General features: G+C 57.0%; 19 protein-coding genes. 14 read left to right on the top strand and 5 right to left on the bottom strand.

All coding sequences use genetic code 11. The features are described from left to right. The first annotated feature begins 71 nt into the window (after positions 1-71). Entirely contained in the window at positions 72-761 is a 690-nt protein-coding gene (locus tag HVA01_RS00165; RefSeq protein WP_146872453.1) for a pirin family protein, read from the top strand. Between the two features lie 351 nt (positions 762-1,112). On the opposite strand, the gene serA is transcribed toward HVA01_RS00165, so the two are convergent. Beyond that, positions 1,113-2,357 carry a phosphoglycerate dehydrogenase gene (gene serA, locus HVA01_RS00160; RefSeq protein WP_146872452.1) on the bottom strand — a complete coding sequence of 415 codons (1,245 nt, stop codon included), beginning with the start codon at positions 2,355-2,357 and terminating at the stop codon, positions 1,113-1,115. Positions 2,358-2,593: 236 nt separating this feature from the next. On the opposite strand from serA, the gene HVA01_RS00155 reads away from it, so the two are divergent. The 4 genes from HVA01_RS00155 to djlA are packed head-to-tail and all read left to right on the top strand — an operon-like array spanning position 2,594 to position 6,510. Further along, positions 2,594-2,884: an exodeoxyribonuclease VII small subunit gene (locus HVA01_RS00155; protein WP_146872451.1), complete on the top strand. Its 291-nt coding sequence runs from the start codon at positions 2,594-2,596 to the stop codon at positions 2,882-2,884. Continuing rightward, positions 2,878-3,771 carry a (2E,6E)-farnesyl diphosphate synthase gene (gene ispA / locus HVA01_RS00150; RefSeq protein WP_146872450.1) on the top strand — a complete coding sequence of 298 codons (894 nt, stop codon included), beginning with the start codon at positions 2,878-2,880 and terminating at the stop codon, positions 3,769-3,771. Before HVA01_RS00155 ends, ispA begins: the two co-directional genes overlap by 7 nt. A gap of 2 nt (positions 3,772-3,773) precedes the next feature. After that, on the top strand, positions 3,774-5,699 hold the full coding sequence (gene dxs / locus HVA01_RS00145) for a 1-deoxy-D-xylulose-5-phosphate synthase (protein ID WP_146872449.1): 1,926 nt from the start codon (positions 3,774-3,776) through the stop codon (positions 5,697-5,699). Positions 5,700-5,748: 49 nt separating this feature from the next. Continuing rightward, a complete protein-coding gene (gene djlA, locus HVA01_RS00140) occupies positions 5,749-6,510 on the top strand; it encodes a co-chaperone DjlA (protein ID WP_146872448.1) in 762 nt (253 codons plus the stop codon). Positions 6,511-6,555: 45 nt separating this feature from the next. Here the strand turns inward: djlA and cheZ are convergent, their stop codons facing one another. The 3 genes from cheZ to ribA all read right to left on the bottom strand — a co-directional run bounded on the left by cheZ (position 6,556) and on the right by ribA (position 8,721). Then, on the bottom strand, positions 6,556-7,245 hold the full coding sequence (cheZ, locus tag HVA01_RS00135) for a protein phosphatase CheZ (RefSeq protein ID WP_146872447.1): 690 nt from the start codon (positions 7,243-7,245) through the stop codon (positions 6,556-6,558). Between the two features lie 108 nt (positions 7,246-7,353). After that, positions 7,354-8,040, bottom strand: coding sequence for a PAQR family membrane homeostasis protein TrhA (gene trhA, locus HVA01_RS00130; protein WP_246129353.1), 687 nt, complete (start codon positions 8,038-8,040; stop codon positions 7,354-7,356). A gap of 45 nt (positions 8,041-8,085) precedes the next feature. Then, on the bottom strand, positions 8,086-8,721 hold the full coding sequence (gene ribA, locus HVA01_RS00125; RefSeq protein ID WP_146872446.1) for a GTP cyclohydrolase II: 636 nt from the start codon (positions 8,719-8,721) through the stop codon (positions 8,086-8,088). A 254-nt stretch (positions 8,722-8,975) separates the two neighbouring features. Here ribA and hemE point away from each other — a divergent pair, with 254 nt between their 5' ends. The 7 genes from hemE to HVA01_RS00090 all read left to right on the top strand — a co-directional run bounded on the left by hemE (position 8,976) and on the right by HVA01_RS00090 (position 15,956). After that, positions 8,976-10,091: a uroporphyrinogen decarboxylase gene (gene hemE / locus HVA01_RS00120; protein WP_146872445.1), complete on the top strand. Its 1,116-nt coding sequence runs from the start codon at positions 8,976-8,978 to the stop codon at positions 10,089-10,091. Beyond that, positions 10,088-10,954: a polyamine aminopropyltransferase gene (speE, locus tag HVA01_RS00115; protein WP_146872444.1), complete on the top strand. Its 867-nt coding sequence runs from the start codon at positions 10,088-10,090 to the stop codon at positions 10,952-10,954. The genes hemE and speE overlap by 4 nt, the downstream gene beginning before the upstream one ends. A gap of 242 nt (positions 10,955-11,196) precedes the next feature. After that, on the top strand, positions 11,197-12,222 hold the full coding sequence (locus tag HVA01_RS00110) for an amino acid ABC transporter substrate-binding protein (protein ID WP_146872443.1): 1,026 nt from the start codon (positions 11,197-11,199) through the stop codon (positions 12,220-12,222). A gap of 88 nt (positions 12,223-12,310) precedes the next feature. Next, the gene (locus tag HVA01_RS00105; RefSeq protein WP_146872442.1) at positions 12,311-13,501 is read left to right on the top strand and encodes an amino acid ABC transporter permease; all 1,191 of its coding nucleotides are present in this window, start codon (positions 12,311-12,313) and stop codon (positions 13,499-13,501) included. Between the two features lie 15 nt (positions 13,502-13,516). Further along, complete coding sequence (locus HVA01_RS00100; protein ID WP_146872441.1) at positions 13,517-14,617, top strand: amino acid ABC transporter permease; 1,101 nt, start codon at positions 13,517-13,519, stop codon at positions 14,615-14,617. Positions 14,618-14,671: 54 nt separating this feature from the next. Continuing rightward, a complete protein-coding gene (locus tag HVA01_RS00095) occupies positions 14,672-15,433 on the top strand; it encodes an amino acid ABC transporter ATP-binding protein (RefSeq protein ID WP_281288452.1) in 762 nt (253 codons plus the stop codon). Between the two features lie 127 nt (positions 15,434-15,560). Further along, the gene (locus HVA01_RS00090) at positions 15,561-15,956 is read left to right on the top strand and encodes a RidA family protein (protein WP_146872440.1); all 396 of its coding nucleotides are present in this window, start codon (positions 15,561-15,563) and stop codon (positions 15,954-15,956) included. Here the strand turns inward: HVA01_RS00090 and HVA01_RS00085 are convergent. Continuing rightward, positions 15,953-16,546 (bottom strand): histidine phosphatase family protein, encoded by a 594-nt coding sequence (locus tag HVA01_RS00085; protein ID WP_246129351.1) that lies wholly within the window; start codon positions 16,544-16,546, stop codon positions 15,953-15,955. The two genes, HVA01_RS00090 and HVA01_RS00085, sit on opposite strands and share 4 nt — an antisense overlap. A gap of 88 nt (positions 16,547-16,634) precedes the next feature. On the opposite strand from HVA01_RS00085, the gene HVA01_RS00080 reads away from it, so the two are divergent. Both HVA01_RS00080 and HVA01_RS00075 read left to right on the top strand, forming a co-directional pair. Next, positions 16,635-17,063 carry a host attachment protein gene (locus HVA01_RS00080; RefSeq protein WP_146872837.1) on the top strand — a complete coding sequence of 143 codons (429 nt, stop codon included), beginning with the start codon at positions 16,635-16,637 and terminating at the stop codon, positions 17,061-17,063. A gap of 123 nt (positions 17,064-17,186) precedes the next feature. Then, complete coding sequence (locus HVA01_RS00075) at positions 17,187-19,052, top strand: methyl-accepting chemotaxis protein (RefSeq protein ID WP_146872439.1); 1,866 nt, start codon at positions 17,187-17,189, stop codon at positions 19,050-19,052. Positions 19,053-19,064 lie beyond the last annotated feature (12 nt).

The raw sequence follows: 19,064 nt of genomic DNA, 5'->3' as shown, positions 1-19,064 counted from the left end.
TTCACGCCATTCAGCCGCCGTGAGGCGTATATTATGCTTGATTCCCTCTCACGCCACCTGCGGAGTAGACCATGATTATTCGTCGTGCTAATGAACGCGGCTACGCTGACCACGGCTGGCTGCGCTCGTACCATACGTTTTCGTTTGCCAACTATGTTGACCCCAACCATATGGGGTTTCGTGCCCTGCGCGTGATCAATGAAGATCGCGTCGCGGGCGGCCACGGCTTTGGCGCTCACCCCCACCGGAATATGGAGATTATCTCCTACGTACTGGCGGGCGAAATGGAGCACAAAGACAACCTGGGTAACGGCGAGGTGATGCGCCCGGGCGATGTGCAGCGCATGTCAGCGGGCACTGGCGTGCTGCATAGCGAGTTCAACCACTCCAAAGAGAACGAGCTGCATTTTCTGCAGATCTGGATTGAACCCAAGCAGCTCGGCATTAAACCCAGCTACGAGCAAAAAGCCTTTCCAGCCGCCGAGCGGCAAGGCCAATGGCGCTTGGTGGCTTCGCCGGCGGGCAGCGAAGGCTCCGTCAGTATCAATCAAGACGTTAACCTCTACGCGGGCCTGTTCAACCCTGGCGAACAGGCAACAGCACCGCCTTCGCGCTACGCTTGGCTACACGTGGTAAAAGGCGAAATGGAGATCAACGGCGAGACGCTAAGCGCAGGCGATGCGGCGGCGTTTCAGCCGGACGAGTCGATTAGCCTGACCGGCAAGGAAGCGGGCGAAGTGTTGCTGTTTGATTTGGATTGATCACCTTCACCTCCTAAAACGGCGCCTCACAAGAGGCGCCGTTTTTTATAGCTGACTTATGGCTTTTCGTCGCTCAGTATGGAATTAACTCTGCCAGCATGAGGGTAGCTCTCGTGGGAGGGAGCTTCAGCTCGCGAATGTTTGGGCTATTAGCATGATGAAACCAAGGGGGTGCCTACGGCACCCTTCGCCGAAGTGTCGGACCACCGAAGTGTCGGACCACGCTGAAGCGGCCTCCCACAACAGATAGCTGGCTTAGTGGTTGCGATCTGAACAGTGAGATACAAAATAGCCAACCAATCTTAAATCCACATTAGATGACGAATAGCCCAACTTATTTAACTCAATACGTTAGCTGTTTTGTGACGAGTAGAGCGCACGAATTTTCAGCGTGTGATCCACCTGCTTCAATGCTTCCAGCGCCTGGGGGCCGTAGGCTTTATCCACATCAATAACCACATAGCCGACTTTTTCGTTGGTCTGCAGGTACTGACCCGAGATGTTGATCCCGTTTTCAGACAGCACGCGGTTAATTTGCGACAGCACGCCCGGTACGTTGTGGTGAATGTGCAGCAAACGGTGCTTGTCAGGGTGAGCGGGCAGCGCGACTTCGGGGAAGTTAACCGAGGTCACGGTGGTGCCGTTATCGGAATAAGTGATCAGTTTTTCTGATACTTCGATACCGATGTTCTCCTGGGCTTCCAGGGTAGAGCCACCGATATGCGGCGTCAGAATCACGTTCTCCAGGCCGCGCAGCGGGCTCTCAAACTCTTCTCCGTTGCCTTTTGGCTCGACCGGGAAGACATCAATCGCCGCCCCGTTGAGATTACCGGCTTTAAGTGCCTCGGCCAGCGGTTCGATTTCAACCACGCTACCGCGGGAAGCATTAATAAAGATTGCGCCGGATTTCATGGCGGCGATCTCTTTGGCGCCGATCATCCAACGGGTAGAGGCAAGATCAGGCACGTGCAAACTGATCACATCAGAACGCCCCAGCAGCTCTTCAAGGCTGCCTACTTGATTGGCGTTGCCCATGCCCAGCTTGGCAATCACATCGTAATAGATAACGTTAAAGCCTAATGACTCGGCCAGTACCGAAAGCTGGGCGCCGATGCTGCCGTAGCCAACGATACCCAGCGTTTTACCGCGCGCTTCGTGGGAGTTCTTAGCTGACTTAAGCCAGCCGCCCTGGTGGGCGCGGGCGTTTTTCTCAGGGATCCCCCGCAGCAGCATGATGGCTTCCGCCAGCACCAGTTCAGCCACCGAACGGGTATTGGAGTAAGGCGCGTTGAACACCGCGATACCGCGGGTTAAGGCAGCGGTCAAATCGACCTGATTGGTGCCGATACAGAAACAACCAACGCCGACCAGTTTCTCCGCCGCTGCGAACACGCGCTCCGTCAACTGGGTACGGGAACGAATACCGATGAAGTGAACATCGCGGATCTTGTCGATCAGCGCGTCCTCATCAAGCGATGTCGGCAGGTGCTCAATATTGGCGTAACCTGACGTGTGAAAATTGTCCACCGCGCTTTGGTGGACGCCCTCGAGTAGCAGGATCTTGATCTTGCTCTTGTCCAGGGACGTTTTGGCCATGGCTGAATCAACCTCTATGGTCGGCGGCAAGCGCCGTGTATCGGTTTACAGGAGGCACATATCGTAGCACAGCCCAACCGCTTCAGACCGGTTCAAGATGATGAAAAGTCTGCGTCCTGACGATGAATGGATCGCAAGTCGCCACCATTGGCGTAGGCTGAAAGGCAGACGCCACCCCCAGGCGTCGGTGTATACTAGGGTCTATTTTCACAATACCGGTTGGCAGGCACCTCCCAATGAGTGATACAACACCACCCCCGCAGGATTTTGCCGCGACGGTTGAGCAACTCGAAACCATCGTTGAACGTCTCGAGTCAGGCGAGCTCTCATTGGAAGATTCACTGACCGCGTTTGAACAGGGTGTGCGGCTAACCCGCGACGCCCAGCAGCGCCTGGACAGCGCCGAGCTTAAAGTGCGTGCGCTCAGCGAAGACAGCGAAGGGCGTTTGAACGTGGCGCCCTTTGCCGGCCCCGACGACCCCAAGGATGCCGCCGATGAAGACAGCAAGGAGACGCCCCCATGGTAGCCACGCAGCAAAGCCCGCTTGCCACCCTGCGCCAAACCAGCAATACCCGCGTGGACGCCACATTAGCGGCTCTTTTCGACAGCCGCCCCGCGGTAGCGCCAAGGCTTGAGGCCGCCATGCGCCATGGCCTGCTGGTGGGGGGCAAACGCCTGCGCCCGCTGCTGGTATACATGGCCGGGAAAGCGCTGGGTGCCGACGCTAAAGCGTTAGACGCACCGGCCGCCGCCATCGAGCTCATCCACGCCTACTCGCTGATCCATGACGACTTACCCGCCATGGACGACGACGACCTGCGCCGCGGTCAACCCACGGTGCATAAAGCCTTTGATGAAGCCAGCGCGATTCTAGCCGGCGATGCCCTGCAGGCGCTGGCCTTTGAGGTACTGGCCAGCACGGCTCACCCGCGGCTCAGTCACTTGATCCACACCTTGGCCTCGGCGTCCGGTCGTGATGGCATGGTGGCGGGCCAAGCGCTGGATTTAGACGCCGTCGGCGGCCATCCGGATGTTGACGCCCTGGCCCATATGCACGCCCATAAGACCGGCGCGCTGATCGTCGCCGCAGTGCGCCTGGGTGGACTGGTCGCAGTGGCGGAGGATGACCCCCGCCTGAACGCGCTGACTCGCTACGCCCGCGCCATTGGACTAGCCTTCCAGATTCACGACGACATCCTGGATGTGACCGGCGACACCGTTACCCTAGGCAAAACGTCAGGCGCCGATGCCGCCCGTGCCAAGCCCACTTACCCCAGCCTGCTGGGGCTGGAGGGCGCGCAGCGCAAAGCCCAAAGCCTGATCGACGAGGCCATTGCCGCCCTCGCCCCGCTGGGCGAAGGTGCCGCACCGCTGGCCGACTTAGCCCACTACATGATCGAGCGCGACCACTAAACATGCCCATGAAGCTGTTCGACGAGATACCCCGCGAGCGCCCGGCCACGCCACTGCTCGACTCTTTTGACCACCCCGCTGCCCTGCGGGCCATGAACGCCCACCAGCTCGCCCAGCTGGCCGACGAGCTGCGCGCCTACCTGCTGTATAGCGTAGGCGTCTCAGGCGGTCATTTTGGCGCCGGGCTCGGCGTTGTCGAGTTGAGCGTTGCCCTGCACCACGCCTTTAATACGCCCCACGACCGCTTGGTGTGGGACGTTGGCCATCAGGCTTATCCGCACAAGATTCTTACCGGCCGCCGCGAGACCATGCTGAGCATTCGCCAGCACGGCGGCCTGGCCGCTTTTCCGCGCCGCGCCGAATCCGAGTACGACACCTTTGGCGTGGGCCACTCCAGCACGTCCATTTCATCGGCGCTGGGCATGGCACTGGCGGCCAAGGCCCAAGGCGAAAAGCGCCACGTGTGCGCGATTATTGGCGACGGCGCGCTCACCGCGGGCATGTCCTTCGAGGCGCTGGCTCACGCAGGCCATGTGGAAGCCAACCTGCTGGTAGTGCTCAACGACAACGAGATGTCGATTTCCGAGAACGTCGGCGGTATGGCGACGTATCTCGCCCGGGTACTGTCCAGCAAGCCTTACCTGAAAATGCGCGAAGAGGGCAAAAAAGTGCTCTCACACCTGCCCGGTGCGCTCAAAATTGCCCGCCGCACCGAAGAGCACATGAAAGGCATGGTCAGCCCCGCCACGCTGTTTGAAGAAATGGGCTTTAACTACGTTGGCCCCATTGATGGCCACGACCTCGACGCGTTAACCGAGACGCTGGAGAACCTGCGCGACCTGGAAGGCCCGCAATTTCTGCATATCAAAACGGTCAAGGGCAAAGGCTTCCTGCCCGCCGAGGCGGATCAGATTGGCTACCATGCGATTACCAAATTAGAAAAGCCCGGTACCTCGGCCACGGCGACGTCGGTCAAAAAACCGGCGGAGACACCGCCACCGCCCAAGAAAAAATACTGCAACGTGTTTGGCGACTGGCTGTGCGATATGGCCGCGGCGGACCCACGCCTAATGGGCATTACCCCGGCGATGCGCGAAGGCTCCGATCTGATTCGCTTCTCAAAAGAGTACCCTCAGCGCTATTTCGATGTGGCGATTGCTGAGCAGCACGCGGTAACGCTCGCGGCGGGCATGGCCTGCGAAGGCATGAAGCCGGTGGTCGCCATCTATTCCACTTTTCTCCAACGCGGCTACGATCAGCTCATTCACGATGTGGCGGTGCAAAGCCTCGACGTCACCTTTGCGATTGACCGCGCGGGCTTAGTGGGCGAGGACGGCCCCACGCACCACGGCAGCATGGACCTGTCGTTTTTGCGCTGCGTGCCCGGCATGGTGATTTTAGCCCCCGCAGACGAAGCCGAGTGCCGCGCTATGCTCAGTGCGGCCTATCACCACCCTGGCCCTGCGGCGGTGCGCTACCCCCGCGGCACCGGGCCAGGCGTAGAGATTCCTACGCACCTTGAGCCCATGGCGATTGGTAAGGCTGACGTGCGCCGCCACGCCGCCAGCGACGGTGTACGCATTGCACTGCTGGCCTTTGGCAGCCTCAACAGCGCGGCGGCGGAAGTTGCCGAACGGCTCAATGCCACCCATATCAATATGCGCTCTATCAAACCCCTGGACCGCGACACGCTGCTGCACGCCGCCGACGAACACGAGCTGTTGGTGACCTTGGAAGAAAACGTGGTTGCCGGTGGCGCAGGCAGCGCCGTCAATGAGCTACTCAACGCCGAAGGCGTGCAGGTCGAAGTGCTCAACATCGGCCTGCCCGATGCCTTTGTCGAACACGGCACCCCCGCAGAGCTGCTCGCCGACTGCCAGCTGGATAGCGCCGGCATTGAGCGTGCTATTCGCGCCCGGCTGCCTTAGCCCTTTAGCGTTTAATGACGTGTAACTTTCAACCACTTTTGAGATTGCCATGCTATTTTTGATTATTATCTTCGCCCTGATCGGCCTCGCATTTGGCGGCCCGGTGGGGCTGCTTATTGGCGGCGGTTTGGGCTGGTGGCTGGGGCGACGCCTAAGTCGTCGCCTGAAAATCGCGCGAATGCGCATCCAAGAAAGCTTTCTGGAGTCGATCTTTTCCGTCATGGGCTGCCTGTGCCAAGCCGACGGCAAAGTGACCGACGACGAGCGAGACGTTGCCGAAAAACTGTTTGACCAGATGCATTTACAGGGCGAACAGCGCGCTAAAGCACGCGCCGCTTTCGAGCGCGGGCGTGCCGATGATTTCGACCTTGACGCCGAGCTGGCGTCCGTTAATCGCTTGACCCAGCGCCAGCCGGTGTTGCGTCAGGTATTTATTCAGGTTCAACTCAGCGCTATTGCCGCCGACGGCGTGCTCCACCCCGCCGAGCAAGAAATGATCCTACGCGTCGCCCGCGGGGTAGGCTGCAGCGAAACCGAAGTCCAGCAGATCGAAGCCATGCTGCACGGCGCCGCCGCCAACTCCCAGGGCGCCAGCGAAGAAGCGCTGAAAGACGCTTACCGCGTACTAGGGGTTTCCGAAGACGCCAGCGACAGCGAAATCAAAAAGGCCTACCGCCGCTTAATGAGCCAAAACCACCCCGACAAACTGGCCGGCAAAGGCCTGCCAGACAGCATGCGCGATGTCGCCCAAGCGCGCACCAGCGAAATTGGCAACGCCTACGAGCGTATTCGTGAGGCGCGGGGCGCTTAGTAACACGATTTAATTCGGTGCCTTGCGAACCTGGCGGGGTGTCCGTTAAAAGCCGAGATCGTCGAGCAGATCGTCGACTTGATCTTGGCCGGTGGCCACATCGGCTTTGTCTTTGCCCACCTGTGGCCCATTACGCAGCTTGGCATGTTCATCGCGGTTGTCTTCGTGCTTAACGCCGTCGGTCACGTTGGGCACATTGTCGACCAGCACTTGTACCAGCTGCTCTTCGATTAATTTAATCACTTCCGTCATCTTCTTGATCACCTGACCGGTGAGATCCTGGAAGTCTTGAGCCATCATGATTTCGAGCAGCTCTTTTTGCGTATCGCCGGTCGCTTTGGGAAGCGTATTACTCAAGTAGTGCTGCGTATCGGCCACCAGCGCCGGGTCGCTCTCTACCTCCACTAGCTTCGCCATCGCCGCCTGCCAGCGTTTGTCCAGGGCGGCACCCTCACTTTCAAGGCTATCTTGAACGGGCTGGGCGCGCTCGACGGCGTTTAACGCCCGCTCCGCGGCCTGCTCGGTCATCGAAGCGACATAGTTAAGCCGGTCATTGGCATCAGGAATAGCTTGCGCTGCCTGGGAAATCTGCTGATCCAACCCCAGCTCTTTCATGCTGTCCCGCAGTAGCCGGGTTAAATGGCCGATGCGATGAATCATGTCATCAGATTGATCTTGCTTCCCAAGCACTGACGGCATTGTCGTATCGTGGGCGTTATTATTAGTAGAACTCATGCTAATCCTCTGGGTGGAAAAGCTCGTTGAGCTTCTCTTTTTTTGATCTTGCCAACTAACGCTGCATACCTCAAGGACGTAATACAATTTAATGAGACAATGCGAGTGTTACGCAGGCGATGTATGGGGCAAAACGGCGCTATAAACGGCAAAGTAGTGACAAATGCTACCGGCGATGACAAAAAGATGCCAAATGGCGTGATTATAGGGAATAGCGCGCACGGCGTAGAAGATCACGCCGAGTGTATAGGTGACTCCGCCTGCGGCCAGCAGGACGATACCCGTCGGCGATAGATGCGCGGCCATCTCTTCTGACGCCAGGACGATCATCCAGCCCATGAGCAGATAAATGACCACGCGCAATAACGCAAAGCGCTGGGGCCAGCGTAGCTTAAAGGCAATCCCCGAAAGCGCCAACGACCAAACGACGGCAAACAAGACCCAGCCCGTCGTGCCGCGCATATTAACGAGCAGAAAAGGCGTATAAGTGCCCGCAATCAAAAGATAAATCGAGCAGTGGTCAAGCAATTGTAAACGCTGCTTCCAGTGCCGATGGGGAACACCGTGGTAAAGCGTCGAGGCGGTATATAGCAACACCAGGGTCGTGCCGTACAGGCTTAAGCTAACCATTTTCCACGGGTCGACACGAGCGGCTAAGCTAGCCGCTACTATTAGCACCACCATCCCCACCAGGCTGAGCACAGCGCCGATGCCGTGGGTAATGCTGTTCAAGCGCTCTTCGAGCGCGCTGAATTCGCTGAGATTTGCGGGTATGTCGCGCATTGTTTGCGTCATAGGGCGCTCCTTACGTTCGGGCCCTGGTTACTACTTCGCTGGCTATCACCCCTTACGCTCAATATCCACGTCGCTAGCTTGGGTAAAGTCATCCAGGGCCATCATATGACCGAGCTTGCCTGCTTTGGTGGCAAGGTACTGTTCGTTATGGGGGTTTAAACCGGTGGTGATGGGTAAGCGCTCAACAACGTTCACCCCATCCCGGGTCAACGCATCCACCTTGCGTGGGTTATTGGTCATTAACCGCAACGCCGTCACCCCCAGGTGGTCGAGCATCGGTACGCATAGATCATAGCGGCGCATATCGGCGCCAAAGCCAAGCTGCTCATTGGCTTCGACAGTGTCAGCGCCCTGATCTTGCAGATGATAAGCACGGATTTTGTTTAACAGGCCAATGCCACGGCCTTCTTGGCGCAGATAAAACAGCACGCCGCGGCCCTCTTCAGCGATGCGTTTGAGCGCCTCCTGCAGCTGATAGCCGCAGTCGCAGCGCATCGAGAACAGCGCATCGCCGGTGAGACACTCAGAATGGACCCGTCCCAACACCGGCTCGTCACCGGTCACATCGCCCAGCGTGAGGGCAATATGGTCCTTGCCTGTGGCTTCATCTTCGAAGCCATGCATGGTAAATGTCGCCCAAGGGGTGGGCAGCCGGGAAGCGGCAATGAAGCGAATGGTCACAGGTTACCTCGCTGATAGACCAAACCAGTTAACCACACCAGTGTTGGCAAAATAGGCAGCTATTCTATCAGGAAGCGGCGCCCGCCTCACGCTGGCGAGGTGGCTAAATAAAGGAGAAAAATTCGCCGGGTGCGACGATTTTTGCCACTCCGGACACCGCCCTATCCGCTATTTTCAAGTACAATTGGCCGCATACAATCCCGCCTACACGCTCCCCCATACGATGCGGGCAAATTTCTTAAGAGCAAGTATTTATGACCACCACACCGTTGCAAAATGATCGTTTTCTTCGCGCCCTGGCGCGCCAGCCTGTCGACCGCACGCCGGTATGGATGATGCGTCAAGCCGGCCGTTACCTGCCGGAATACCGTGCCAGACGGGCCGATGCGGGCAGCTTTATGGATCTATGCCGCAATCATGACCTTGCCTGCGAAGTCACTTTGCAGCCGCTGGAACGCTTCCCGCTGGATGCAGCGATTCTATTTTCGGATATTTTAACGATTCCCGATGCCATGGGCTTAGGGCTCTACTTTGAAACCGGTGAAGGCCCCAAATTCCGCAAAACCGTGCGCACCGCGGAAGAAGTCGCCGCGCTAAGCGTGCCCGATGCCGAGCGCGACCTGGATTACGTGATGCGCGCGGTGTCCACCATTCGCCGCGAGCTGAATGGCCGCATGCCGCTCATTGGCTTTTCCGGCAGCCCCTGGACGCTGGCAACCTACATGGTTGAAGGTAGCTCCAGCAAAGATTTCCGCCACCTGAAAACCATGCTCTACGACACGCCGGACACCATGCACCAGCTACTGGATACATTAGCGCATGCAGTGACTGACTACCTGAACGCGCAAATTCGCGCGGGCGCTCAGGCGGTGCAGATTTTTGATACCTGGGGCGGCGCGCTTTCGACGCCTGCCTACCTTGAGTTCTCGCTGCGCTACATGGAGCAAATTGTCGCCGGGTTGATTCGCGAACACGACGGCCGCCGCGTACCGGTGATTCTCTTTACCAAAAACGGCGGCCAGTGGCTTGAGCATATCGCCTGTGCCGGTGCTGATGCGGTGGGTATCGACTGGTCCACCGAGCTTTCCGATGCCCGCGCCCGCGTGGGCCATAAAGTAGCGCTGCAGGGCAACCTGGACCCCAACGTGCTGTTTGCCCGCCCCTCGGCTATTCGCGCCGAAGTCGCCCGCGTGCTGGAAAGCTACGGCCACGGTCCTGGTCACGTGTTTAACCTGGGCCATGGCATCAGCCAATTTACCAACCCGGATAACGTCAGCGCCTTTATGGAAGCGCTGCACGAGTTAAGCCCGCAGTATCATCGGGATATCCCAACCCACGCAGACCAGCTGCATTCAGGAGCCGATTCATGAGCGAACTACGCGACGACCAGTGGTTTACCGAAGTCTTTGATAGCCACGGCAGCGCCTTCTCGCTGAAGATCACTGAAAAGCTGCTGGATGTGCAGAGCGACTACCAACACCTGGAGGTGTACGCCACCGAGACCTACGGCAACCTGATGGTGTTGGATGGCTGCGTGATGCTCACCGATCGCGATAACTTCCTCTACCACGAGATGATCGCCCACCCGGCGCTGTTTACCCATCAGGATCCCAAGCGAGTGGTGATTATCGGCGGCGGCGACTGCGGCACACTGAAAGAAGTCCTGCGCCACCCTGGCGTTGAGAAAGTCACCCAGATAGATATCGACGCAGAAGTGACCAAGGCAGCTGAGCGCTTTTTCCCAGCGTTGGTGGCGTCCAACAACGACCCGCGCGCCGAACTGCTGTTTGCCGATGGCGTCAAGTGGGTGGACGATGCACCGGATGAAAGCATCGATGTTTTAATCATCGACTCCACCGACCCGGTTGGGCCCGCTGAAGGGCTGTTTAAAACCGATTTTTTAAAGCGCTGCCACCGCATTTTGAAAAGCGGCGGCGTGATGGTGCAGCAAAGTGAATCGCCGCTTTACCACAGCGGTTCGATTATCCGCGAACTGCGTCACGATATGCGCGAGGCGGGCTTTAACAGCGTTGCCACGCTGCCCTTCCCCCAGCCGGTTTACCCATCGGGCTGGTGGAGCATTACGCTGGCAGGCAAAGCCACCGACGTTAATACGTTTCGCGAGCAGGCGGCAGCGAACCACGCGCTGCCGCTTGAGTACTACAGCGTTGAAGCACACCGTGGCGCGCTCGTCCTCCCGCCGTTTATGCGCAAGGCATTCGCGGCCGAGTAAACGCGCACCGATCACCTGTCTTGGTGCTACCGCCCGCCCAGCTCGCCCTAAAAAGGTGCAAAGCGAGGCGGGCGATGACGTTTTTGCACCTAGACGTTCGTCTCGAATTAGTTAAGTAGCGTTGAAAAGCGCTGAATTAGCCCCTGTACCCCTGTTGGCATCTTCCTTGCTAGGTTAAGTGACATGCTTCGGCATGCATAACGATTTCAATGACTGATTTCAACGACTTCGAGGGGAACTCAATGTTCAATAAAAAACACCTAGCGCTATTAGCGTCTGCTGGCTCGCTGACACTGGCGAGCATGGCAACGGCTCAGGCCGACACGCTGGAAGACACGATTAATAACGGCTCGGTTCGCTGTGGTGTCAGCGATGGCCTGCCGGGTTTCTCCTCTCCGGATGACGAAGGCAACTGGCAAGGCATCGATGTTGACGTTTGCCGCGCCGTGGCGGCAGCGGTACTCGGTGACGCTGAGGCGGTAGACTTTATTTCTCTTAACGCCGTGGAACGCTTCACAGCGCTGCAGTCCGGCGAAGTCGATGTACTGTCACGGAATACCACCTGGACCACTACTCGCGACACTACCCTGGGCCTGAATTTCACCGGCGTCACGTTCTATGACGGCCAAGGCTTTATGGTCGCCCGTGACCTGGGCATTTCCAGCGCCGATGAGCTTGACGGCGCCTCTATCTGCATCCAGTCCGGCACCACCACCGAGCTAAACCTGGCCGACTACTTCCGTGCCAACGACATGGAATTCAACCCCATCGTCTTTGATACTTCTGAACAAACCGTGGGTGGCTATCAAGCCGGCCGTTGTGACGTGCTGACATCTGATACGTCGCAATTGGCCGCGCTGCGCATCCAGCTTGAGGATCCAGAGGCCTCAATGATCCTGTCCGACGTCATCTCCAAAGAGCCGCTGGGCCCGGTCGTTCGTCAAGGCGATGACACTTGGTTCAACATCGTGAAATGGTCGCTGTTTGCGATGATCAATGCCGAAGAGTACGGCGTCACCAGCGAGAATGCTGAAGAGATGCTTGAATCCGAAGATCCCAATATTGCGCGTCTGCTCGGCCAGGACGGCAACTACGGCGAAGGCATGAACCTTGAAGCTGACTGGGCTTACAACATTATTAGCCAAGTCGGTAACTACGCTGAAAGCTTTGACCGCAACGTGGGCATGGGCTCTCCGCTTGAAATTGAGCGCGGTGTTAACGCCCTGTGGAACGACGGTGGCTTCCAGTATGCCCCCCCGATTCGCTAAGCGTCTCGTTTGACCCTGGCCCGCCGTTGCCTTTCCCAGGTAATGGCGGGCTATTTGATTGACCTTCCGTATCGCGGAGACGCCACCCATGTCGGTAAGACCCAACTTTCGCCCCGCCGGCCACAAGCCGCCGTTTTGGCGAGACCGCGCGAAGCGCGCGCTTATTTTTCAGATCATCGTCGTCGCCGCTGTCGCGGCTTTCCTGATCTATATTGTCAATAATACCCAAACCAATCTGGATGCCCGGGGCATCACCACGGGCTTTGGCTTTCTGAACAACACAGCTGGCTTTGGTATTGGTCAAACCTTGATCGAGTACTCGTCACAAAGCTCCTATGGCCGCACCTTCGTGATTGGCCTACTCAACACCTTGCTGGTCGGTGGATTGGGGGTATTAGCCGCCTCGATTATTGGTTTTATTGTTGGTATTGCGCGGTTATCGCCTAATTGGCTGATCGCTAAGCTGGCCAACGCCTACATCGAGACCTTCCGCAATATCCCACTGCTGCTGCAAATTTTCTTCTGGTACTTCGCCGTTTTGCGCTCGCTACCCAGCGCCCGAGAGAGCATGGCGTTTGGCGAGGCCATCTTTCTTAATGTCCGTGGGCTGTATTTGCCTGAACCGCTGTTTGAATCGGGCTTTGGACTGATCCCCGCTACCTTTGTGGTGGCAATCATTGCCAGCATCGCGCTGGTCATTTGGAATAAGCGCCGCCATGAGGCCACCGGCAAGCGCTTGCCAGTTTTCTGGATATCGCTGGTCCTTATTTTCGGCCTTCCCTTGCTGGTATTGGTCGTAACCGGCGTGCCGGTCACCTGGGAGATGCCGGTGCTACGCGGCTTTAATTTCGGTGGCGGCATCACCATCATTCCCGAGTTTTTGGCCCTGTGGCTGGCGCTTTCCATTTATACCGCATCGTTTATTGCCGAAATCGTACGCTCGGGTATCCAGGCTATCCCCCATGGCCAAACGGAAGCCGCCCAGGCACTCAGCTTGCCGCGCAAACTGGTGCTACGCCTGGTGGTGATACCGCAGGCCATGCGTGTCATCATTCCGCCGCTCACTAGCCAATATCTCAATCTGATTAAAAACTCGTCACTGGCCACCGCCATCGGCTACCCCGACCTGGTGTCGGTTTTTGCTGGCACCACGCTCAACCAGACCGGTCAGGCAATCGAAGTCATTGCCATGACCATGGCGGTTTATCTGATCATCAGCTTGCTGGTGTCCATGTTCATGAACTGGTTCAACGCTCGCGTTGCGCTGGTCGAACGCTAGGCCGGAGGCGATTCCATGATTCACAATAAAGACACCCTACCTCAGCAACCAGCGCCCAAAGGCAGCATTGGCCCGATTGCCTGGCTACGTGGCAATCTGTTTAACGGCCCCATCAATAGCCTATTCACGCTGCTGGGCCTGTACGTGCTGTATTTACTGGTGGTACCTACGATCCAGTGGGCGTTTATCGATGCCGACTGGGTAGGCACCAGCCGTGAGGATTGCTCACGGGTCGGCGCCTGCTGGGTATTCGTTAACGCGCGTTTTTCCCAGTTTATTTACGGTCTCTACCCCAGTGAGGAGTACTGGCGCGCCAACATTGTTTTTGCCATGTTTGCAGGCATTATTGCCTGGATGGTGATCCCTCGCCTGCCGTTTAAACGCTGGATGACGCTGTTTGCCCTACTGGTTTTCCCGGTGATCGCTTACGTGCTTTTGCACGGCGGCTATTTTGACCTGCCGCGCGTTTCCACCCACCGCTGGGGCGGCTTAATGCTGACCCTGCTACTCGCCACGGTGGGCATGGTGGGCGCGCTACCGATTGGCATTGTACTGGCGCTGGGGCGACGCTCCACGATGCCCATCGTCAGAACCTTTTGTGTGATTTTTATCGAGTTTTGGCGCGGCGTTCCACTCATCACCATTCTGTTTATGGCCTCGGTGATGTTGCCCCTGTTTCTGCCTTCAGAAATGAACGTGGACCGTCTTATTCGGGCTTTGATCGGCCTGACGCTGTTCCAAAGCGCCTATATGGCCGAGGTCATTCGTGGTGGTTTACAGGCCATCCCCAAAGGTCAGGACGAAGCGGCGGCGGCGCTAGGCATGACTTACTGGAAGCGCATGGGATTAATCGTGATGCCGCAGGCGCTGAAAATGATGATTCCCGGTATCGTCAATACGTTTATCTCGCTGTTTAAAGACACCACGCTGGTGATGATTATCGGGTTGTTTGACCTGTTGGGCATTGTGCAAGCGGCGCTTTCCGACTCGCGCTGGCTGGGCTTCTCGATAGAGGGCTATGTGTTTGCCGCCTTCGTGTTCTGGATTTTCTGTTTCAGTATGTCGCGCTACAGCCAGTACCTGGAACGCAAGCTAAATACCGGCCATAAGCAATAGGCTTACCCACAGCGCTTGATGCCGCTTTCTTTCGATTTTGAGTAGGATTTCAACATGACACAAGCAGCCACCAACGCCTCCGACCTGATGGTCGAGATGCACAACGTCAACAAGTGGTACGGCGATTTTCACGTGCTGCGCGATATCTATCTAGAAGTAAAGCGCGGCGAGCGCATCGTGGTGTGTGGCCCTTCGGGCTCGGGTAAGTCAACGCTTATTCGCTGCATTAACCACCTTGAAGAGCACCAAAAAGGCGATATCTCCGTGGGCGGTGTCGCGCTAACCCAAGACGTTAAGCGAATTGAGCAAATTCGCCGCAGCGTGGGCATGGTGTTTCAGCACTTCAATCTTTTCCCGCATTTATCGGTGCTGGAAAATTGCTGTATCGCGCCAATGTGGGTGCAGAAGAAGCCGCGCAAGGAAGCCGAAGCACTGGCCATGCAATACCTGGAGCGGGTGCGTATTGCTGAGCAAGCGGACAAGTACCCCGGCCAGCTTTCGGGCGGTCAACAGCAGCGCGTGGCGATTGCCCGCTCGTTATGCATGCACCCCGATGTGATGCTGTTTGACGAACCCACCTCCGCCCTTGATCCAGAAATGATCAAAGAGGTGCTGGACGTGATGGTGGAGCTGGCGGAAGAAGGCATGACCATGATTTGTGTCACCCACGAAATGGGCTTCGCCAAAACCGTCGCCGATCGGGTGATCTTTATGGATCAGGGGCAGATCATTGAAGAGAACGCGCCGGAACCGTTCTTCAACAACCCCCAGTCTGAGCGTACCCAGCTGTTCTTAAGCCAGATTCTCGGGCATTGATACACAGCCTGTTTTGCATAAGCCGCTGTGGATAAATCAACCATCATGGGCCTCACTCGAGGCCCATGATGGTTATAAGGCTTTTGAAAAAAGCAGTTAAAAACAATCTACAAAGGATAGCGACACCATGGAAAAGCTATTTATCGACCGCGCGCCCCAGCCTATTGCGCCGTTTTCCCACGCCTGTCGCGTAGGTGACTTGGTGTTTATTACCGGGCAGATGCCAACGGTGCCCGAGACCAACGAGATGCTGTTGGGCACCTTCACCGAGCAGACCCACCGGGTGATGCAGAATCTGGCTATCGTGTTGGAAGAAGTCGGCAGCGCGTTTGAGTACGTAGTGCAATCGCGGGTGTTTATTACCAACATGGGCCACTTCGACGAGGTCAATAAGGTTTACGCCAGCTATTTCCCCCAGCCGTTGCCCACGCGCACCTGCATTGGCGTCACGGGTCTTGCCGGTGGCGCCGACGTGGAAGTCGATATGATTGCCTGGATTCCGCCATCGGAAGGCAGCGCCTAGGGCCCTATCAACGTGATACTGGCGGGCAGTAGGGCTGCCTGCTCACGGTGCTGGCTCAGCGGCTTTCCGGCCAACGCCGTGAGCAGGATTTGCAGCGGATCACCATGGCTGACCAGGACAATGGTTTCTCCACTGACCCGCTGTTCCCAGTCGTCTATCGCGGCCCGCATGCGCGTTGCCACCGCGCTCACTGCTTCTACCTGGTGGTACTGATGCTCCGCGTTTTGAGCATCAAACGCCCATATACGTGGGTAGCCATCGTCGCCCTGCCCCTCCAATTCGCCAAAATAGCGTTCTCTTAAGCGCATATCCACGCTAGGGACTAACCCAAACGCGGCGGCCACTCGGGCCGCCGTTTGGGTGGTACGCAAAAAATCCGAATGCACCACGCGAGTCGGCGCTGGCCACTGCCAGTCAGTCATTCGCTGGGCAAGCTGTTGCTCGCCATACTCGGAAAGACCAAAGTTCTCTATGCCGCGCTCGGGCGAACTAATAATCAACCCGGCGGCGTTAGCCTGGCTATGGCCATGGCGCATCAGTAAATAGCGATTTCGCCAGGGGGAGGGAGCGGTTTGTATATCAATAGCCATGCTTTTTTCTCTTAGTAATATCGTTTGACCTATCGCTTAACGCTTGCCATGTTTAAGTGACGACTGACGACAAGGAGTACGTATGACGATGACCACCTATATTGTGGTAGCCGATGCCGCTCGCGCACGTATTTTTACGCGTGATGCCTTAACGTTAGCAGAGCAGGAAAGCTTGGTTCACGCAGAAGGCCGGTTGCACGAAGGTGACTTGATCACCGACCGTCGCGGTGATGTACATGAGTCGATGTCCAGCGCGGCACGCTCGTCAAGCGATGAGGGGGGCGCCTCCAAGCACGAAAACGAGTTATTTGCCAAAGAGGTCGCCAACCGTTTATACAATGCCCGCGTGGAGAACAGCATGGAGAAGCTGATCATGGTGGCTCCCCCCAAGTTCTTGGGTCTGCTGCGCGACAAACTCGACGGAGCCACGCAAAAATTGGTTATTCATTCTCTATCAAAAGACCTAAGCAAAGCCTCACTGGCCGATATCCAACAGGCCGTTAGCGATTTACGCTAGTAATATCCGAAATTTAACTCTCATTTAACGCTAAAGAAAGGGTCGCTCTCGCCGATGCTCTAAAAGACATTATAAACGGTACCTCCCCGAGTACTGACATGAACTTTTACGTCGAGAGCGACCATGCTATCTACCCTCCGAGCACGCATCCTATTGGCCGCTCTAGTGGCGATTACACTCGCCCTGGTGATCAACGGCATTGCCAGCTACACCACCGTTAAACACCATAATAACCAGCAAGTTAACCGCAACCTTAGCGCCGTGGTTAAAGGTAATACACAAGCGCTAAACGAGTGGATGTCATCGCGCGCGACCATGCTGAGCGGCATGCAAGAAGCCGCTGCCAGCAATGATCCCCGCGCCGCATTGAGGCAGCTGACAGCCTCGGGCGATTTTATGGCGACGTATATTGGCTATCCTGATACTGGCGACACCATCTTCTTTAACGGCTGGGAACCCCCTAGTGACTTCGATCCCCGTGAGCGCCCTTGGTACCTAGCCGCCACTCAGGCTAAAGACACCATTGTGACTGCCCCCTACGTGGATGCTCAGAGCGGTGATTTGGTGGTTACCTTTGCTCGTCCTTATTACCAAGACGGCGATTTGATTGCGGTAATCGGTGCCGATATCAACATCAACGATGTTGTCGCTATTGTCGGCAACATCTCGCCAACGCCAGCAAGCTTTGGCTTTTTGGTGACTGGCGACGGTACGCTCGTCGCTCACCCAGATAGCGACCTGACACTAGAACCTTCCACCGCACTAAGCGAGCGTTTGGATAGCGACTATTTACACACCTTAGCCACTGCCCATGAGCCCCAAAGCCTGACGCTGCAAGGCAGCGATAAACTATTACAGGCGGGCACCGTTGGCGGTAACAGCGACTGGCAACTAGTGGTAGCACTGGATGAAACCGAAGCCACCGCAGGGCTTAGGGCCATTGCAACCACGTCAATAGTGACGCTGCTAATCGTGGCTGCCATCACTGCGTTGGTATTTGGCTTGCTACTCTCACTGTTGCTGCGCCGGTTATTGGTTGCGCGTGATGCGATGGACAGTATCGCCTCAGGCGAAGGTGACTTGACCCAACGTCTGCCCGAAGATGGCAACGATGAAGTGACCCAAATTGCCAGCGCCTTCAACCGCTTTGTAGGCAAAATGGAAGCTGTCTTAATCGATGTGCGCACCAGCAGTGAATCCGTTCACCATGCGGCTAACGAAATTGCCATGGGCGGCCAGGATTTATCGCGCCGCACCGAGAACGCCGCCGCTAGCCTGCAGCAAACGTCCGCTTCGATTGAAGAAATCACCAGCACCGTGCAGCACACCGCTGCCTCGGCTCAGGAAGCCAACAAGCTCTCTCAAACCGCCTCAGAGGTGGCCAACGAAGGCGGCAAGGTGGTCGCGAATGTGGTGACCACCATGGAAGACATTACCCACGCCTCCGATAAAATCGGTGAAATCGTTACTTTAATGAACAGTATCTCGTTCCAGACCAACCTGCTGGCGCTTAACGCTTCGGTAGAAGCTGCCCGGGCCGGTGAGCATGGTCGTGGTTTTGCGGTAGTGGCCGACGAGGTACGCAAACTGGCCGGGCGCAGCAGCGAGGCGGCCAACGATATCCAGAAACTGATCGAAGATTCACAAACCAAGGTGAATAACGGTACCACGCTCGTGCGCAATGCGGGCGCCACCATGCAGGATATCGTCGCGCACATCACCCGCGTGACCGATGTCTTGGAAGAGATCAACGCCGCGACCAGCGAGCAGAGCGATGGCATCAACCAGGTCAACATTGCGGTTGCCGAACTGGATCGCATGACGCAAGAAAATGCTGCCATGGTGGAAGAATCCACTACCGCTGCCGAGCAGTTGAAAGAGCAAGCCGACCACCTGGCAGGCACCGTGGGCGCCTTCACTCTGTCAAGCGGCTCAGTCCCCCAGAATGGCCGGCTACTCTCACCACTGCAGCAACGTGCGGTTATCTAACACAAGGAGAAA

Source organism: Halovibrio variabilis (assembly GCF_007991175.1).
Lineage (GTDB): Bacteria > Pseudomonadota > Gammaproteobacteria > Pseudomonadales > Halomonadaceae > Vreelandella > Vreelandella variabilis.
The sequence above is the reverse complement of the archived record's forward strand: the minus strand, read 5'-3'. Positions and strand labels throughout refer to the sequence as shown.

What these genes read in the sequence shown, in the direction of transcription:
- HVA01_RS00165 (WP_146872453.1), top strand. Translation starts at nt 72, where the DNA reads ATGATTATTCGTCGTGCTAATGAACGCGGCTACGCTGACCACGGCTGG.
- serA (WP_146872452.1), bottom strand. Translation starts at nt 2,357, where the DNA reads ATGGCCAAAACGTCCCTGGACAAGAGCAAGATCAAGATCCTGCTACTC.
- HVA01_RS00155 (WP_146872451.1), top strand. Translation starts at nt 2,594, where the DNA reads ATGAGTGATACAACACCACCCCCGCAGGATTTTGCCGCGACGGTTGAG.
- ispA (WP_146872450.1), top strand. Translation starts at nt 2,878, where the DNA reads ATGGTAGCCACGCAGCAAAGCCCGCTTGCCACCCTGCGCCAAACCAGC.
- dxs (WP_146872449.1), top strand. Translation starts at nt 3,774, where the DNA reads ATGCCCATGAAGCTGTTCGACGAGATACCCCGCGAGCGCCCGGCCACG.
- djlA (WP_146872448.1), top strand. Translation starts at nt 5,749, where the DNA reads ATGCTATTTTTGATTATTATCTTCGCCCTGATCGGCCTCGCATTTGGC.
- cheZ (WP_146872447.1), bottom strand. Translation starts at nt 7,245, where the DNA reads ATGAGTTCTACTAATAATAACGCCCACGATACGACAATGCCGTCAGTG.
- trhA (WP_246129353.1), bottom strand. Translation starts at nt 8,040, where the DNA reads ATGACGCAAACAATGCGCGACATACCCGCAAATCTCAGCGAATTCAGC.
- hemE (WP_146872445.1), top strand. Translation starts at nt 8,976, where the DNA reads ATGACCACCACACCGTTGCAAAATGATCGTTTTCTTCGCGCCCTGGCG.
- speE (WP_146872444.1), top strand. Translation starts at nt 10,088, where the DNA reads ATGAGCGAACTACGCGACGACCAGTGGTTTACCGAAGTCTTTGATAGC.
- HVA01_RS00110 (WP_146872443.1), top strand. Translation starts at nt 11,197, where the DNA reads ATGTTCAATAAAAAACACCTAGCGCTATTAGCGTCTGCTGGCTCGCTG.
- HVA01_RS00105 (WP_146872442.1), top strand. Translation starts at nt 12,311, where the DNA reads ATGTCGGTAAGACCCAACTTTCGCCCCGCCGGCCACAAGCCGCCGTTT.
- HVA01_RS00100 (WP_146872441.1), top strand. Translation starts at nt 13,517, where the DNA reads ATGATTCACAATAAAGACACCCTACCTCAGCAACCAGCGCCCAAAGGC.
- HVA01_RS00095 (WP_281288452.1), top strand. Translation starts at nt 14,672, where the DNA reads ATGACACAAGCAGCCACCAACGCCTCCGACCTGATGGTCGAGATGCAC.
- HVA01_RS00090 (WP_146872440.1), top strand. Translation starts at nt 15,561, where the DNA reads ATGGAAAAGCTATTTATCGACCGCGCGCCCCAGCCTATTGCGCCGTTT.
- HVA01_RS00085 (WP_246129351.1), bottom strand. Translation starts at nt 16,546, where the DNA reads ATGGCTATTGATATACAAACCGCTCCCTCCCCCTGGCGAAATCGCTAT.
- HVA01_RS00080 (WP_146872837.1), top strand. Translation starts at nt 16,635, where the DNA reads ATGACCACCTATATTGTGGTAGCCGATGCCGCTCGCGCACGTATTTTT.
- HVA01_RS00075 (WP_146872439.1), top strand. Translation starts at nt 17,187, where the DNA reads ATGCTATCTACCCTCCGAGCACGCATCCTATTGGCCGCTCTAGTGGCG.